15 protein-coding genes are annotated in these 16,255 nt (G+C 69.1%); 10 read left to right on the top strand and 5 right to left on the bottom strand.

Translation table 11 applies throughout. The annotated features are described in order from the left end of the window. Positions 1-28 precede the first annotated feature (28 nt). Together EDF40_RS01765 and EDF40_RS01760 are read right to left on the bottom strand one after the other, a co-directional pair. Entirely contained in the window at positions 29-589 is a 561-nt protein-coding gene (locus EDF40_RS01765) for a sortase (RefSeq protein ID WP_123293616.1), read from the bottom strand. Between the two features lie 86 nt (positions 590-675). Further along, positions 676-2,490, bottom strand: coding sequence for a DUF4012 domain-containing protein (locus tag EDF40_RS01760; RefSeq protein ID WP_123340106.1), 1,815 nt, complete (start codon positions 2,488-2,490; stop codon positions 676-678). Between the two features lie 163 nt (positions 2,491-2,653). Here EDF40_RS01760 and EDF40_RS01755 point away from each other — a divergent pair, with 163 nt between their 5' ends. The 9 genes from EDF40_RS01755 (at position 2,654) to EDF40_RS01715 (ending at position 11,438) form a co-directional block, all read left to right on the top strand. Then, positions 2,654-3,772, top strand: a complete 1,119-nt coding sequence (locus EDF40_RS01755) for a glycosyltransferase (protein WP_260236168.1) — start codon at positions 2,654-2,656, stop codon at positions 3,770-3,772. Then, positions 3,769-4,845: a glycosyltransferase family 1 protein gene (locus tag EDF40_RS01750; protein ID WP_148053853.1), complete on the top strand. Its 1,077-nt coding sequence runs from the start codon at positions 3,769-3,771 to the stop codon at positions 4,843-4,845. The genes EDF40_RS01755 and EDF40_RS01750 overlap by 4 nt, the downstream gene beginning before the upstream one ends. Further along, a complete protein-coding gene (locus tag EDF40_RS19450; protein ID WP_260213145.1) occupies positions 4,842-5,540 on the top strand; it encodes an acyltransferase in 699 nt (232 codons plus the stop codon). The genes EDF40_RS01750 and EDF40_RS19450 overlap by 4 nt, the downstream gene beginning before the upstream one ends. Continuing rightward, positions 5,530-6,459 (top strand): glycosyltransferase family 2 protein, encoded by a 930-nt coding sequence (locus EDF40_RS01740; RefSeq protein WP_185002655.1) that lies wholly within the window; start codon positions 5,530-5,532, stop codon positions 6,457-6,459. The genes EDF40_RS19450 and EDF40_RS01740 overlap by 11 nt, the downstream gene beginning before the upstream one ends. Before the next feature lie 83 nt (positions 6,460-6,542). Then, the gene (locus tag EDF40_RS01735; RefSeq protein WP_148053852.1) at positions 6,543-7,685 is read left to right on the top strand and encodes a glycosyltransferase; all 1,143 of its coding nucleotides are present in this window, start codon (positions 6,543-6,545) and stop codon (positions 7,683-7,685) included. A gap of 2 nt (positions 7,686-7,687) precedes the next feature. Beyond that, positions 7,688-8,920, top strand: coding sequence for a hypothetical protein (locus EDF40_RS01730; protein ID WP_123340101.1), 1,233 nt, complete (start codon positions 7,688-7,690; stop codon positions 8,918-8,920). Then, positions 8,917-9,432, top strand: coding sequence for a DapH/DapD/GlmU-related protein (locus EDF40_RS01725; protein WP_123340100.1), 516 nt, complete (start codon positions 8,917-8,919; stop codon positions 9,430-9,432). The genes EDF40_RS01730 and EDF40_RS01725 overlap by 4 nt, the downstream gene beginning before the upstream one ends. Before the next feature lie 35 nt (positions 9,433-9,467). After that, on the top strand, positions 9,468-10,742 hold the full coding sequence (locus EDF40_RS01720) for a hypothetical protein (protein ID WP_123340099.1): 1,275 nt from the start codon (positions 9,468-9,470) through the stop codon (positions 10,740-10,742). 165 nt (positions 10,743-10,907) lie between these two features. Continuing rightward, the gene (locus EDF40_RS01715) at positions 10,908-11,438 is read left to right on the top strand and encodes an SGNH/GDSL hydrolase family protein (protein WP_185002653.1); all 531 of its coding nucleotides are present in this window, start codon (positions 10,908-10,910) and stop codon (positions 11,436-11,438) included. An 8-nt stretch (positions 11,439-11,446) separates the two neighbouring features. Here EDF40_RS01715 and EDF40_RS01710 read toward each other — a convergent pair whose 3' ends face one another. The 3 genes from EDF40_RS01710 to EDF40_RS01700 are packed head-to-tail and all read right to left on the bottom strand — an operon-like array spanning position 11,447 to position 15,322. Next, positions 11,447-12,922, bottom strand: a complete 1,476-nt coding sequence (locus EDF40_RS01710) for a sugar transferase (protein ID WP_395861684.1) — start codon at positions 12,920-12,922, stop codon at positions 11,447-11,449. Further along, positions 12,919-13,872 carry a hypothetical protein gene (locus tag EDF40_RS01705; protein WP_123340096.1) on the bottom strand — a complete coding sequence of 318 codons (954 nt, stop codon included), beginning with the start codon at positions 13,870-13,872 and terminating at the stop codon, positions 12,919-12,921. Before EDF40_RS01705 ends, EDF40_RS01710 begins: the two co-directional genes overlap by 4 nt. Positions 13,873-13,885: 13 nt before the next feature. Further along, a complete protein-coding gene (locus tag EDF40_RS01700; RefSeq protein ID WP_123340095.1) occupies positions 13,886-15,322 on the bottom strand; it encodes a polysaccharide biosynthesis tyrosine autokinase in 1,437 nt (478 codons plus the stop codon). A 157-nt stretch (positions 15,323-15,479) separates the two neighbouring features. On the opposite strand from EDF40_RS01700, the gene EDF40_RS01695 reads away from it, so the two are divergent. After that, a complete protein-coding gene (locus tag EDF40_RS01695) occupies positions 15,480-16,202 on the top strand; it encodes a CPBP family intramembrane glutamic endopeptidase (protein ID WP_123340094.1) in 723 nt (240 codons plus the stop codon). Positions 16,203-16,255 lie beyond the last annotated feature (53 nt).

Genomic DNA, 16,255 nt, shown 5'->3' with positions numbered 1-16,255 from the left:
CCGGGGGCTTCGTTCAGTCGCTCGAGACTCAGACGGACTCGCGCTGACGACGGACCGAGGTGCGGACCAGCAGCAGGCCACCACCGAGGACGACGGCGCCGCCGGCGACCCAGATCGCGAGCATCGAGATCGTGGAACCGGTGAAGGCGAGCTCGCCGTTGCCGTTGGTGCCGGCAGCAGCGGCCGGGACGACGGCGGTGCCGTCGGCCGGGACGACCGTCAGGGCCGAGGTGGCCACGTTGCCCGAGGTGGCGCCGGTCGCGGTGAGCGAGTAGGTGCCCGACGCGCCCTGCGGCAGCGTGACGGAGACCGCAGCGGCACCGGTCGACGACGCCGTGTAGGTCTTGGAGACGGTGGTGATGGGCAGCGCGCCCAGCGTGACCGCGCCAGCACCGGTCACGGAGACGGAGACCGTCTCGTTCGCGACGAACGAACCGGCGGCGAAGCCGACGGTCGCGGTGCCACCGGAAACGGCCGAGCCCGAGACGCTGACGTTCGACGCGGGCACGTAGCCAGCGGCGTTGGCAGCGGACGGAACGGCAACGAACGCAGCAGCGGCCAGGACGACCGCAGCGATGATCTTCTTCATGGATGTGTCCCCTAGACCCTGATGGCTTCGCGCGGATGGAAGTGCGACCAGCCCCGAGTACTTGCAGGCGCGATGGCGAAGTTCGCTCAATCTACCGGGGATTCACAGCTGCTGGCCAGGGGCTTTGTAACCGACTGGTGAACACCGGGGGTCGACACCGCGTCGACCGCGGTCCGCCCCTGGTCGACGCCGCCCAGGTACTGAACCCGGATCGTCGTGCTTTTCCCTGGTGAGAGGGTGGTCTGGAACTGCGCGACGGGATGGACGCCGTCCGTCGCCGTCTGCGGGGACGCCGTCTTGCCATCCTGAGTGGATGTGACGTACACCCCTGAAGAGGGGGCGTAGACGGCGACGTTTGTCCGGACTGCGCCGGGCGCCACGCCGAATGCTCCGGCCCCTGTGACGTACTCCGGCAGGCTCGTCGCCGCGTCCGCCGGGGCGGTGCTCTTCAACGTGACCTCGACCGTCCACGTCGGTCGGCCGTCCTTCCGGCACACCTCACTGCCGACCGACACGGTCTTCTTGAGGTAGTAGTCCATCTTCGCGCCGGTGGCGTCGTTGAGGTACACACCGAACTGCTGTGAGCTCGTGTCGCTGGTCGGCAGTCCCCCCGCGATGGCGGTCCCGGTGAGCTCCGACTGCTCGCTCTTGTCGGCGCTCCAGAGCTTGACCCGTCCCTCGTCGACCCCGGTCGTCAGCGCCGCGACGAACTCCTTCGGGTCGAAGCCGCCCTCGGAGACCTTCGTGAACACCGCGCTGGCTGCCGACGCGAAGAAGGCGTCCTGCACGGTGGGGTCCGGGTACTTCGCGTACGCCTCGCTCAGCAGCAGCTGCACGGCGTTGTCCGATGTCAGCTGGTCCCCCGTCGCCAGCGTGACCGGACCCGTCGCCTTCAGGATGTAGCCGAGCGTCACGGGGTCGATCGACAGCACGCCGTCGACCCGCTGCCCGAACTGCTGCTTCCACATCTCCCGTGCCAGCTTCGCCGAGGTGTCGAAGCGTGGCGTCAAAGTCACGTCCTGGATGAACTCCCCCGTGATCGAGCCGTACAGGCCCTGCGTCTCCGTGGTGAGCGGCAGCACCGGGTCGTCGGTCTGCGGGAAGTCCGACGTCGACGCCTGCTGCCCGAGTGAGATCGCACCGTCGCGGACGTCCAGCAACGCCACCGCGCCGGGGATCCCCCCGCCGGCACGCAACTCCGCGTTGTTCTGGAAGAGCACGAGGTACTGCTTCGCACCGCCCTCGCCGAGCATCGCCGGCGCCAGCTGCACCACCTTGTCGGCGACGGCCGCCTGTTCCGAGACCGACGCCAAGGAGGCCCGGAGCTGGTTCACCGCGTCCGTCACCGCCGACACGGTGTCACCGGTGTCGATCCGGTCGGCTGCCCTGGTCGCCTTGCTGAGCGCGGTGGTCGCCTTCGCGACCGCCGGCTGCGCCGCCACGAGCGGCTGCAGGTCGATCTTGCCGCCCTCGGGCTTGAACGCGTCGACGTCGACGTCACCCAGGACCCCGGCGACCGGACGGACGGCGTCGCTCGCCACGTCGTCCACGATCGCGGACACCTGTCGGACGGCGCGGAGGTTGCCGCCGATGAACGGCGTGTGCTCGAAGACGGCCCACACCGGGTCGCTCGTCTTCGCCCGGGCGTCAGCGGCACTCGACTCGAGCTGCACCGCCGTGCGCTGTGCAGCTGCGGTGTCGCCCTTCGCCAACTGCGACCGCAGGGTGTCGACGTGCGCGACGGACGATTCGAGGTCCTGCTTCGCCTGCACCCCGCGGATCGTCACCCAGGCGACCGCGGCGATCACGAGCAGGACGATGAAGAGGACGCCCCACAGGAGCCAGCGACGTCGAGGCCCCCGGGTCCGAGCAGCACGTCGAGACTCGGATGCGTCCGACATGGCCTCAGCTTAGGAGGCCGGGTCGACGTCCTCCGGAGACGTGGCCGCGTTCCGGGATATCAGCGCGCGTGAAAGCAAAGAGAGGTGCTCGCGTTTGCTATGTTCGACCCGCCGACTGCTCCGGAGAGCGACCGAGCGGACTTCGGTCGTGATGAGGGGCAAGTTGACTGGCACAGGTCTTCCATCGGTGGCGATCATCGGCACGCGTGGCTACCCCAGCTTCTACGGCGGCTTCGAGACCGCTGTGCGCCACATCGCGCCGCACCTCGCGGCCAGCGGTTGGGACGTCACCGTCTACGGCCGGCCCGGCACGACCGACGACGAGTTCGAGGCCGACCCCCGAGTTCGCTCGATCGTCACGCGAGGCCTGCAGAGCAAGTCCCTCAGCACCTTGACCTTCGGGCTCACGTCCTCGTTGCACGCATTGTGGACACGACCCGACGTCGCGCTCGTGATGAACGTCGCCAACGGGTTCTGGCTCCCCCTGCTCCGCGCCCGAGGGATCGCCACCATCGTGAACGTCGACGGGATCGAGTGGGAACGGGCGAAGTGGGGACATCTCGCGCGGACGATGTTCCGGACGGGCGCCCGGATGACTGCTCGTTGGGCGACCGAGATCATCGTCGATGCCAAGGCGATCGGCATGCACTGGTCAGCGCGCTTCGGCCGTGACGGTCACTTCATCCCCTACGGCGGCGATCCCCGTTCTGTTCACGCCGCGACGCCGTTCGAGGACGGGAAGTACGTCCTCGTCGTCGCCCGGTTCGTCCCGGAGAACACCATCGCTGAGCTGTTCGAGGCAGCGCCCGAAATCGCGCGCACGCACGACGTCGTGATCGTCGGGTCGTCGGGGTTCGGGGGCGAGCTCGATCAACAGGCCCAGGCGCTCGCTGATGCGCACGAGCGGATCCACTGGCTCGGACACGTCAACGACGACGAACTCCTGCACACGCTCTGGGCACGGTCCGGCGCGTACTTCCACGGGCACAGCGTCGGCGGCACGAATCCCGCGCTCGTGCAGGCCATGGCGCTCGGCGCTCCGGTGGTCGCACGGGACACTGTCTACAACCGTGAGGTGCTCGGCGACAGCGGGGCGTTCACCGCACCCGAACCCGATGCGATCGTCTCCGCGCTGCGCACGGTCCTGGACGACTCGGTGCGACGGCGGGAGCTGTCGGAGCTCGGCCGGCAGCGCGCCGCCGATGTCTACTCCTGGGACAAGGTCTGCGCGGCCTACGAAGCGCTCCTGCGCCGGCAGCTTCCTCCCGGGGACTCGCCGTGAGAGTCCTTTTCGACGGCTACTGGTGGATGAACGGGCCGCCGTCCGGCCACATGGTGCTCCGCGAGGTCGTCGGGGCATGGCGGCAGTTCTTCCCAGCGGACGAATTGCACCTCGTCGTGCCCGCAGTGGATCTCTCCCACGCTCGCGCAGAGTCGCCGGATCTCGTCTTCACTGGTACGTCGCTGCGATTCCATCCGCTCATCAACAGCGTGGCTCTTCGACACACCGATCGGCGCCTCGGGCCGTTCGACGCGACGCTCGCGCAGAACTTCGCCGCCGGCACGCGGAACAGCGGCGTCTTCGTGCACGACGTGCTGTTCCAGTCGAACCCAGAGTGGTTCACGAGAACGGAGCGGATCTACCTCAGCTTGATCCCTCGGTTCGCTCGCCGAGCCGACATCGTCTTCACGTCCTCGCGCACCGAGGTGGAACGCATCAAGGCGTGGAACCCCGAACTGCAGCGCGTCGAGTCAACGGGCCTCGGCGTCCCGACCGCCATCACACGAGAGCACGCGAGCACGGAAGCGGACCCGGAGCTGCACCCTGGCCGCTTCCTCCTCACCGTCGGCCGGCTCAACGTCCGCAAGAACGTCGGGACCGTGATCGACGCAGTGGTGCGGTCCGGGCGCGTTTCGTCTGATTTCCCGCTCGTGGTGGTGGGGAGTCCAGACGGTCGCACCGAGACCCTCTCCGCCGCCGCGCGCACGGCGGTGACGGACGGCTCCGTTCGGTTCACCGGGGCTGTCGACGACGCACGCCTCGCGTGGCTGTACCGCCAGTGCCGCATGATGCTGTTCATGTCGCTCGACGAGGGCTACGGGTTACCACCGATCGAAGCGCTCGCGAGCGGTGCCCCGGTCATCGCATCCGACCGTCCTGTGCTGCACGAGGTCCTCGGCGACGCGGTGACCTACGCCGACCCGCGTGACACCGTGGCCATCGCCGACGCCGTCGCCGCGGAGCTCGACCACCCGTGGCGTCGCGAGAGCAGCCAGGCGCCAGGGAACCGACCGTGGGCCGACGTGGTCGCTGCGATCCGAGCCGGCTACCAGAGGGAGAACGCCCGCCGATGAGCATCTTGGACACCCTCTACGCACGACTCCGCGGTCGGCCGATGAGCGCCGACGTCCCGCCACGAGTCCTGCGCCAGTTCGCAGCCGTCAAGGGGCTCCAGGCGATCGGCGGGCTCACGCTGCCCCGACGGTTCGCTGACATCGGACCGCGCTTCCGGGCACGTGGCGTCGTCATCCGTCACCCCCAGTACGTCCGGATCGGCCGAGGCACCTCACTCAACCGTGACGTCACGATCGACGGCTTCGCGAAGCGCGGTGTGTGGCTCGGCGAGAACGTCACCGTCGGCGCCAGTGCCGAGATCCGCGGCAGCGGTGTCGTCGCAGAGCCCGGAATCGGCGTGCGCATCGGCGATCGGACATCGGTCGGACGCGGGAACGTCATCTGGGGGCAGGGCGGCATCACGATCGGCGAGGACTGCCTGCTCGGACCGAACGTGACCGTCGTCAGCGAGAACCACCGGTTCGACTCCCGCGTCGCCCCGATCCGTGAGCAGGGCCACGACCGCAGTCCCGTCGTCATCGGCGATGATTGCTGGATCGGAGCCGGCGCGATCATCCTCAAGGGCGTCACCATCGGGTCCGGGGCCGTCGTGGCCGCCGGCGCGGTGGTCACCCGGGATGTCCCCGCGTTCGCCGTCGTGGCAGGGGTCCCAGCGCAGGTGCGCACGAGCCGGAAGGACGACCGTGACGACTGATGACCGCGTCCAGTCGACCCTGTCGGTGGTCATCGTGACCTTCAACAGCGCCCGTGTCGTCCTCGACGCACTCGATGGACTGACAGGGATCGACGACCTCGAACTCGTGGTCATCGACAACGCATCGGCCGACGACACCGTCGACGTCGTCCGGAGCGCCTGGCCGTCGGCCACCCTGATCGAGAACCACGAGAACGTCGGATTCGCACGAGCGGTGAACGAGGGGGTCCGCCGATCGAACGGCGATCTCGTCATGCTGCTCAACCCCGACGCACAGATCGGGGCGCACGGCATCCGTGTGCTCCGTGACGCGCTGGGGTCGAACCCCGGTGATGTGGTCGCGCCGTTCGTCGAACAGCCCGCCCCGCAACGGATCGTGTCCGCCGGCCGGATGCCGACCGTCTGGCGGATGTTCACGCACTACTTCGGGCTGTCCCGCCTGAGCGCGCGGCTCCCGCTCCTCGAGGGGCACTACCTCCTGCCTCGCCAGGTCCACGGCACGATGCCCGTGGAGTGGGTGACCGGTGCGTGCTTCGTCGTCGCTCGACGCACGTGGGACGAAGTCGGCGGGCTCTCCGAGCGCTGGTTCATGTACGCCGAGGACATCGAGTTCTGCCACCGGGTCCGACGCGCGGGGCGCCGAGTTTGGTTGGCCCCGGAGGCGCGCGCCACGCACCTGGTCGGCCAGAGCGATTCGTCAGCGTCGACGACGGTCAACGCCGACTGGGTCCTGAACCTGCGGGACTTCTACGCCACCGACCTCGCTCTCTCGCGCCGCTCCGTGGGGCTCTGGACCGCCGTCGTCGCTTCCGGCCTCGGTCTCCGCGGGCTCGTCGCCGCCGTGCGACACGGAACGGGAAGCCCCGCGGCCCGTCGGTTCAGCGGGTACAGCAGGGCACTCGTCCGGAGCACGCGGTGAGTGCCGATCGCCCCGTGGTCGTCCTGACCGCATTCGCTTGCGATCCGCGACTCCCCAGTGAACCGACGATCGGGTGGGAGTACGTGACGACCTGGCTCCAGATTGCCGAGGAGCGAGATCTGGACGTCGTCGCGGTGATGAACGAGCGCTCCCGGATCGCGACCGCCGATCGGTTGCGCGCCGATGGCGTCGACATCGCACGACTGCAGCTGATCAGCCCTCCGGAGCCGCTGTGGTCCCGGCCCCTCCGCCACCATCGGCTGACGCGTATCGAACACATTGTGTGGGGATGGCGGACTCCCACCGCCGTTCGCGGGGTCGTGGACCTCGATCGGATCGTCCTCGCGCGGCACGTCACGTTTGCCAGCGAGCTCCTCCCGGCCCCGATCACCTGGCTCCGCCGACGAGCCCACACCGTCTGGGGTCCCGTCGGCTCGACGGGTCGCGCCGACGCCTACCTGTACGAACCACGGCCGACGGACTGGCGCAGCCGGTACCTCGTGCAGCGGCTGCGCGACTTCCTGAGCGCGATCGCCGCCAGTCGGACCGGCCGTCGCGTCGGACTCACGCTCGTCACGTCGTCGGCTCTGGCCGACCGGCTGCGGTCGGTGGGAGCAGCAGCGCGCGTGTTCCCCAACACCCGCCCGCTCACCACCGAGCCGGACACCGCTGCCCGTGGCGAAGGCCATCGCGACGGCATCCGAATCCTGTCAGTGGGGAACCTGGTGCCGCTCAAGCGCATCGAGCTGAGCGTCGCGGCCCTGGCGACGCCGGAGCTCTCGATGGCTAGCCTCCGAATCGCCGGCAAGCCGGCTCCCGGCCAGACGAACGATCTTCTGGACCTCGCTCGTCGCCTCGGAGTCGAGTCCCGTGTCGAGTTCCTCGGCCAGATCCCTCGCGACGACGTCGTCCGTGAAATGCACGCAGCGGATGTGCTCGTGCACCTGTCCGCGCGTGAGGGCGGCTCCGGCGTCGTCGGCGAAGCCACCTCGGTCGGCTTGCCCGTCGTGGCCTTCGCCGGGACCGGCGCCGCGGCCGTCCTCGACTACGCCGACGCCTCGGGCGTGACCGTCCCCCGGTCGGCACCCCGTTCGATCGGGACGATCGCCGGTGCAGTCCTGCGTGCTGCGTCCCTTCCCCGCCGTCCGAGCACCGTCTGGACGACGGACCGGCTGCTCGAAGCCGAACGGGGCCTCCTTCGTGAAGCCCTCGATCGGACGTCCTGACGATGACGGCGCTCGCACGGATCCGGGCGCTCCCGCAGCACCCCGTCGTCCTCCGGCTCATCGATCAGGGTTCGTGGTCGGCTGCTTTCTTCCTCTTCACGATCACCGCGAGCGCGTCCCTCGGCACACGGAGTTTCGCCGCGCTCACCGTCGTGACGGCGATCGGCGTGATCGCTGCAGCCTGCGCTCGGTCGTTCGCGATGGACGGTCGGATCGTGGCAGGCTCGCGAGCTGGCCTGCCCGTCGACCAGGTGATGTCCGGTCGGGCGGTTGCGCTCACGTCGGTGACCTTCGCGCTGATCGCCACCGCGGCGAGCGCGATCTGGATCGCGAGCGGTTTGACCCCCGCTTCCCTGGCGCCGACAGTGCTCGCAGGGCTGATCGTCCTCGCTGACGGCCCGCACTACCTGCTCACACTGCAGCGCCGGTTCCGCGCGGCGATCGTGGGCGCCCTGCCCTACGCCGCCTTCGCCATCGTCGCGGTGGTCTTGCTCCTCCTCGGCACCGATGTTCCCGTTCTCGTCCTGTGGATGACCGGCCTCACCGTCGCGTGCGGAGCATCGTGGCTCGCTGTCCTCCGCGCGCGCCCGCACTCGTCCCCGATTCCGGGGCTTCTCGGCACTGCATCGCGCATCTCCGCCGAGGCGCTCTACTCGGCGCTCGGATCCCAACTCGGCATCCTGATCATCTACCTCGTCGCGGTCCCCTCCGCGACCACCGGGATCCGACTTGCGTACTCGGTCGTCTTCGCCCCGGTCTTCAGCCTCATCCAGGCCCTGACGCCGCTGCTCTTGGTGCACATGAGCGACCTCGGCCAGAACGCAGGGACGGCTCGCTCACGAGCAGCGACGCGATGGGTCGCCGCGGGCCTCGCGGGCGTCGTCGTTTCGGGCCTCATCGGCTGGGCAGTGGCTGCGTCCGGCGTGGCGGGCGCGAACTACAGCCACACCGCCGCGTTCCTCGTGCCTGTCGGTGCGGCCCTGGCCGGTAACCTCGTGCTGGACACCGCGCTCCTCGTCGTCCGGTTCGGCGCTCGACCGAGTGTCCCGCACAGGATCCGCTTGATCGTCGTCAGCATCGACCTGGCGACGCAGCTCGCCCTCACCCTCACGCTCGGTCTCGACGGACTCGTGATCGCCCTCGTCGGCATGGCAGTCCTCAAGGCGATCGCAGCGGCGGTCGCCGTTCGGCTCTGGAACAGGTCGACCCCCGATGCAGAACGGATCCACGCATGATCGGCCTCGTGACCAGCCTTCGCCGTGAACTGCGCCGAGCAGCGCGAGACCTCGTGCTCAACACGGTTGTCGCCAGTGCCGCGGTGGTCCCCCGTGCTCGCTGGCGGCTGCTCCGCGTCGTCGGTCTCGACGTGCACCGCTCCTACGTACAGGCGCGGTGCTTCTTCGGCGCGCGGAATGTGTCGATCGGCGCAGGCACCTTCATCAACTACGACTGCTTCTTCGACGGCTCGGCGCCGATCACGATCGGCCGGAAAGTCCGCATCGGAATGCAGTGCCTCTTCGTGACCGGCTCGCACGAGATCGGAACCCCCGACCAGCGCGCTGGCCGCGAGACCGCCGAGCCCATCGTGATCGAGGATGGTGCGTGGATCGGCGCCCGAGTGACGGTCCTGCCTGGGGTCACGGTGGGCCGCGGTGCCGTCGTTGCGGCGGGAGCCGTCGTCACACGCTCCGTGGCGCCGATGCAGACCGTTGCGGGTGTGCCCGCACGGCCGATCCGAGCGAGCTGAGGCATAGTGGACGCACGACTGGGGGTCAGCAGGAGATGAACAAGGCCATCGAGTCGAGCGGCGCGTCGACGTTGCAACGCTCCCTGCAGTATCTGGTGCTCTTCGTCGCAGTCGTGAAGATCCCCGGGCTGTCGTTGTTCCCCGCCCCGGGTCTCCTGCTCGGGCTCGTCCTCGCGCCGGTCGTTGCCCGCACACTCCTGAACGAGCGCATCGTCGCGGTTCTGTTCGCCGCAGCCACCGTGGCGACGGCAAGTGGCCTGATCACCGGCGCTTACACTCCAGTGACCTCGGGCTCGCCGGGTGACGTGTTCGTGCAGGCCACCCTCATCGCGTGGATCTACTCGATCCCCATCACCCTCGCGCTCGTGATCTGGGCCAGCACCGGTGTGAGCAAGCGGACCGCAATGACGCTGGTGCTCGCGGGCGGATTGGTGAGTGCGCTCGTCAACGAGCCGCTGGCGTGGAAGGGGAGCATCGGGATCTTCGCCACGATGCTCGCGCTCGCGTTCGCATGGGGGCACTCGCTGTTCCTGGCCCGCGCGATCCTGGTCGTCTCAGCAGCACTCAGCGCGGTTGGTGACGCGCGCTTCATGACCCTGATCGCCCTCCTGGCGATGGCAGCGACGTTCATCGGCCCGAAGACTCGTGCACGATTTGCTCAGCACCCGGTCCGCTGGAGCGTCGCCATCATCGCCGCGGCGCTCATCGCTGCCCGGTTGGCGATCGTCGCGATGCAGTCCGGGCTGCTCGGAGCAGCGATCGCGCTGCGGACACAGCACCAGTTCATCGCAGGCCGATCGTGGGTCGAGGCGGCTCGTACCGAGTGGGCAGCCACGCTCCACCTCTTCTCGGTTCAACCGTGGGGCTTCGGGATCGGTGAGGTCACGAATGGTGGTCTCGCGCGTGAGGCGATCGCGCGGGTCCAAGCGGTCGGCGGTGACTACACCTCCGACTACTTCCTCGTCGACGTGTTCGGCAGCCGGGTCGACCTCCACTCGATGACCGCCGACCTCTGGTACCACTTCGGGATCGGCGGAATCGTCGTCGTTGCCATCATCGGCGCGTACCTGCTCTTCGCGCTCCCCTCGGCGATCGGGCTCACTCGCACAGGGGGCGTCCTCGCGACCTTCGGCTGCCTGGCCGGGGCCTGGGACCTGCTGTTCAGCCCGATGGGGAACGTGGATCGCCTGATCGTCGCACTGGCGCTCGCCGCCTACGTCCTTCGACGGGAATCGCAGCCTGGTGCCAGCCACGTCATCCCTGCGCGGGAGACGGACAGGGTTCGGCGCAGTCGACTGACCGCCTCCTAGAATCCGAATGTGAAGCGCTCCAACCAACGAGCGATCGTCATCGGAAGTGCCGTGGTCGCAGTAGCAGGGCTGATCGCCGGAGCGCACAAGCTGCATGCGTCGTACGCCACCCACCAAGCGTGCGAGTCGGTCCGCGCGGACGGAAGGTCAGCCGGCACCGTGGACGTGACCGGTTCCGGTCCGCTCCGGATCACCGTCATCGGCGACTCCTACGCCGCTGGTGACAGCCTGGCCGACCGCACCGACGCGTGGGTCAACGTCTTCGCCGCCGAAACGGACGCGACGGTGACCGTCCTCGCGGAGGGTGGCACCGGGTTCACGAACCCTGGATTCTGCGGGGACAACGCGTTCGGGTCTCGGGTCGACCGGGTTGCCGCGACGAAGCCCGACCTGGTGATCATCGAAGGTGGGCTGAACGACGTCGGAGCGTCTGCCGAAGACGAACAGACCGCGGTCCGCTCGATGCTCCGTGGGCTCGATGCCTTCGACATCGTCATGGTCGGACCGGTGGACGTCCCCGCGGTGACGGGCGAAGCGAAGGTCGATGCGTCGCTTGAGGAAGCCGCCAGCTTGGCCAAGGTGCGCTACGTCTCGGCGCTGCGATGGGACATCGACCTCGGCACAGACGACAAGCACCCGTCCGCCCGCGGTCACACAGAGTTCGCCAGACGGCTCTCCGCGGCCATCGCCGGGTGACGACTCGGTCAGTACGCGCCCGCCGAACCCACCACGGCGCGAGCGGTGCGCCAGAGGATGATGACGTCGCCGACGAGTGACCAGTTCTCGACGTAGTACAGGTCGAGGCGCACGGAGTCCTCCCACCCGAGATCGGATCGCCCGCTCACCTGCCAAAGGCCCGTGACACCAGGCTTCACGAGGAAGCGGCGGTGCACCCGCGCCTCGTACCGCTCCACCTCTCGTTGCAAGGGGGGCCGCGGTCCGACGAGCGACATGCTGCCTGACAAGACGTTGAACAGCTGCGTCAGTTCATCGAGGCTGAACCGCCGCATGAACCGACCGACCGGTGTGACTCGCGGGTCGTCGCGCATCTTGAACAACACGTCATTTCCCGCAGCGCGATCGAGGTTGCTGAGCTCTTGGAGTCGGTCTTCCGCGTCGAACGCCATGGACCGGAACTTGACCATCCGGAACGGTCGGCCGTTGAGTCCGACACGCTCCTGGAGAAAGAGCACCGGACCCGCCGAACTGACCCGGACGGTGATCGCGAGGAGCGCCAGGACCGGCGACAACAAGACGATGAGCAGCAGCGACCCGACGATGTCGAACGCGCGCTTCGTCCACAGCTTCCGGCCCTCGTACGTCGGCGTCTCGACGTGGATCAGGGGCAGCCCCTGCACCGGCCGCGTGTGGATGCGCGGGCCACCGATGTCAGTGAGACTCGGGGCAACGACGAGGTGCTGCTTGCCGGGTTCCAGGGACCAGCTGAGTTCGCGGACTCGTTCCGGGGGCAGGTCGTCGGCGCTCGTGATGACGACGGTGTCAGCGCCGCTCTGCTCGAGCGCCGTCAGGATGTCGTCGAAGCCGCCGTAACTCTGCACGCCGGATCCGGGAAGGGTGCCGACCTGTCCGCCGGACACCGTGGCACCCAGCACTCGGTAGCCGGCCTCGGGCGTGCGGGCGAGCTCCTGGGCGATGTGCTGCACGCTCGCCGGGGAACCGACCAGCAGGACCTTGGCGGAGTACCTGCCAGACCGACGTTGCGCGACCAACCACTGTCGCCACATCCATCGCGAGAGCAGCAGGAACAGGATCCCGACGGGGAACGCAATGAGGACGTACCCGCGGGCGAGCTCGATGTGGAACAGGAACGCCGCGATGGCGAGGATCCCGAACACGCGGACGCTCGAGTCGGCCACGAGCCGGTACTCGGTGCTGCCGACCCCGAGCACACGAGCACCACGCGTGTCGAACACGGCCAGGGCACCGAGCCACAGCAGGATCACGATGATCGAGATGCCCGTGTAGTTCAGTCGGAGGTCGTTCGTGTTCGTCGCCAGGTTCGAGTCGAATCCGAGCCAGGCGATCTGCACCCCGAACACCACCCAGATCAGGACGAGCAGGTCGGTGAAGAGCACACGGCGCCCGTAAGCCCGGCTCCAGTCAGAAGTCGACGACTGCGCGGCGCGGGACGGCGCAGAGGTGCCCTGCGCGCCACTCACCACGTGACACCGTCGTCCGTCGACACCAGCGCATCGCTCCCGGACCACAGCCACACGGCGTTCCCAGCCCGCGCGACGGCGAGCGCCCCGTCCGGGTCAGCCTCCGACGCGCACCCGACGACTGTGGACTTGGTCGCCGTCATCACCCCGACGGCGGGCAGGGATCGGATCTCGACGCCGGCGCAGGCGGCCGCGTCGACACCCGCGACGAGGTACGAGTCACCGTCGTCCGCCAGGGACCGGACACCCGCGAGCGGCACGGCGACCCAGTCGCCGTCACCCGAACGCCACTGCACCTCGTCGGCGCAGACGACGGCAGTGGTGAACTCACCCTCGTACGCCTCGATGGGGTCGGCACACGGGGAGTCGACGGCGCCCGTCGACAGGATCAGCCCGTCGGGTCCGACGCCGGCCCCGGCTGCGCCAGCGGCTCCGTCCTTCCAGGACTGCCCGTCGTCGACGGACGTCCGGACCGTCGGTTCGCAGTCGTCGCCCGTGCCGATGACGACCGAGACGCTGTCCGTGCCAGCGCGGAGCGCCAGCACGGCGCCTGCTCCGGCCCCGAGACCGACCGGAGTCCACGTCGTTCCGCCGTCCACGGTGTGTTCCAGCACCCCGTCGGTTCCGTCACACACCCCACTGGAGGCGCGCCATGCCTCCTGACCGTCCACTGCGGACAGCAGACGACGGCCGGGCGCGACCATCCCTGCGGGATCCGCCGTGGCGGTCACCGACGGTTCGGCCGTCGCGGAGCCCGGCGACCTGGGAGAGCTCGAGAAGGTCGGCACCGGCCCAGGAGTCCCGTTCGACGAAGGCGCCGTGCGCGCCAGCGCGAGTGCCACGAGCACCACGTCGACGACCACTAGGACGACGACGATGACGGCGACCCAGACCAGCGTGCGGCGCGAGAAGACGCTGCCGAGGGTGCGGAACCCTCGGCGCGGACTCACGTGCGGACCGCCGTCATCGAGCGGCTCCGCGAGTAGCTGCGACGCGGCCGCGCTTCGGGGGCTTCGGCATGGGGGTGTCCTCGTCCTGCAGGCCGTAGCCGTACGCGTAGCCGTAGCGGCCGTAGCCGTAGGCACCCGGTCCCTTGGTCGGCATCATCGTCATGACGAAGCCGGCGATCGGGGCACCGACGTTCTCGAGCGCACTGACCGCGCCGGCGAGCTGCCCCTTGTGGGTGCGGCCAGAGGCGACGGCGACGATCGCGCCGGAGGCCTTCTTCGACAGGATCGCGGCGTCCGTGACGGGCAGCAGGGGCGGGGCGTCGAACAGGACGTAGTCGAACTGCTGCTCCAGGCCGGCGATCAGGTCTTGCATCGCGCGGGAACCGAGCAGCTCGGACGGGTTCGGCGGGATCGGCCCGGCGGGGAGCACGACGAGGTTGCCGCGGCCCCACGGCACGGCGACGTCCTCGATCGTCGCGCGTCCGATGAGCACGTCGGTGAGACCGGCACCGCCCTCGAGGTCCATGTAGGTCGCGATCTTCGGGCGGCGCAGGTCAGCGTCGATCAGGATCACGCGGAAGCCGGCACTGTCGAGCGCGATGGCGAGGTTCGCGACGGTGGTGCTCTTGCCCTCGGACTCGACCGACGACGTCATCACGAAGGTGCGCGAACCGGTGCCGAGGTCGAGGAACTGCAGGTTGGTGCGGAGCGTGCGGAACGACTCGGCCCGCGGGCTGCGCGGGTCGACCTGCACGATGAGGGGGCGCTCCGAGGCCTTGCTGTCGTAGGCGATCCCGCCGACGACCGGCTTCTCGCTGATCTTCTCGACGTCCGACTCGGTGCGGACGCGGTTGTCGAGCGTCGAGCGCAGGACCGCGACACCGACGCCGAGCGCGAGGCCGACGAGCAGACCCAGCACGACGTTGACCGGCACGTTCGGGCTGACCGGCGCGTTCGGCACCTGGGCTTCCTTGACGCGGGTGAGCTTCACCGTGCTGGTGCCGTCGGCGTCGGTGGCCTCGATGTTCTGCACGACGTTGGTCAGGCTCTCGGAGGTCGCGTTCGCGATGTCGGCGGCCTGCTTGGCGTTCGTGTCGTTCACGGTGATCGAGATCAGCGTCGTGTTGAGCGGCGCGTCCGAGGTGACGAGCTCGGCGAGCTGGTCGGACGTCATGTCGAGCTTCAGGCTCGAGATCACCGGCAGGAGCACGATCGGCGTCTCGACGAGGTTCGAGTAGGTCAGAACGCGCTGCTGCGTGAAGGTGTTGCCCTGCGCCAGGTCACTCGCACTACCGCTGGTCTGCGTCGAGACGAAGACCTGCGCCGAGGCGGAGTAGACCGGCTGCTTGAGCAGCGAGAAGCCCGCCGCCGCGGCGACGCCGACCAGTGCCAGCACCAGGATGAAGACCCACCCCTTGCGCAAGACCGCGATGTAGTCGCGTAGCTCCACGCGGCACCCTTCCCCGGAAGTCGCCGCGTCCTGCAAGTCCCGTCACAGGTCGGCCAGGATCGTCCCAGCGTTCGGCAGGGAAATACTGCCACACCGACGAGACGCGCTCGGGATCGTACGGCGTCGAGTCTCGTTCTGCGTCCCGTACGGTGGCGACATGCAGCCCGAACCGGACGCGCCGACCGCCGACCGCCCCTCCTCGGCGGTGCGGGACCTGCAGGTCATCGTGATCGCGCTCCTGGTCGCCGTGCTGCTGTCCCGCATCGTCGGTGGCGTCGCCCGGACTGGGGGTCTGCCCGTGCCGATCACGCAGGTGCTCGCCGCCGACCTGGCGGTGTGGGTGCCGCTCGTGCTCGGTGTCGGATGGGTGCTCCGGAAGTCAGCTCCGGCCGTCCTCGTGCGTCGGCTCGGGCTCGGGTGGGCCGACGTCGTCGCGGCCATCGGCATCGTCGTCGTGTGCCGCGGGCTCGACGCCGTGCTGTCCGTCGCGTTCTTCGGCGCGACCGGGCTGACGCCGCAGCCAACCCTCGGCACGCCGGACGTCCTGCTGCTCGTGGTCTCGGCGATCGGGGTGTGCCTGGTCAGTCCGGTGCTCGAGGAGATCGTGTTCCGCGGCGTCATGCAGCGTCGGCTGTCGGCCGAGCTGACGCCGCGCACGCGGTTCTTGGCGGTGCTGGTCACCGCGTTCGCGTTCGCGCTGATGCACCTGGCGATCAGCACGACCACATCGTCGGTCGCGGGGTTCGAGGTCTTCGTGACGACGTTCGTGCTCGGTCTGCTGACGGGGACGCTCGTCGCCATGACCGGACGCATCGGCGGGGCGATCCTGGCGCACGTCCTGTTCAACACCGTGGCGGTCGTGCTCACCTGGCCCCGCTGATGAGCGCAGACGAAACGGGCCGGTCTCCGAAGAGGCCGGCCCGTTGTCGTGAG

Source organism: Curtobacterium sp. PhB170, assembly GCF_003752345.1.
In the GTDB taxonomy this organism is placed as follows: Bacteria; Actinomycetota; Actinomycetes; order Actinomycetales; family Microbacteriaceae; genus Curtobacterium.
Note: the sequence above shows the minus strand (reverse complement) of the source record. Positions and strands in the feature narration are given on the sequence as shown.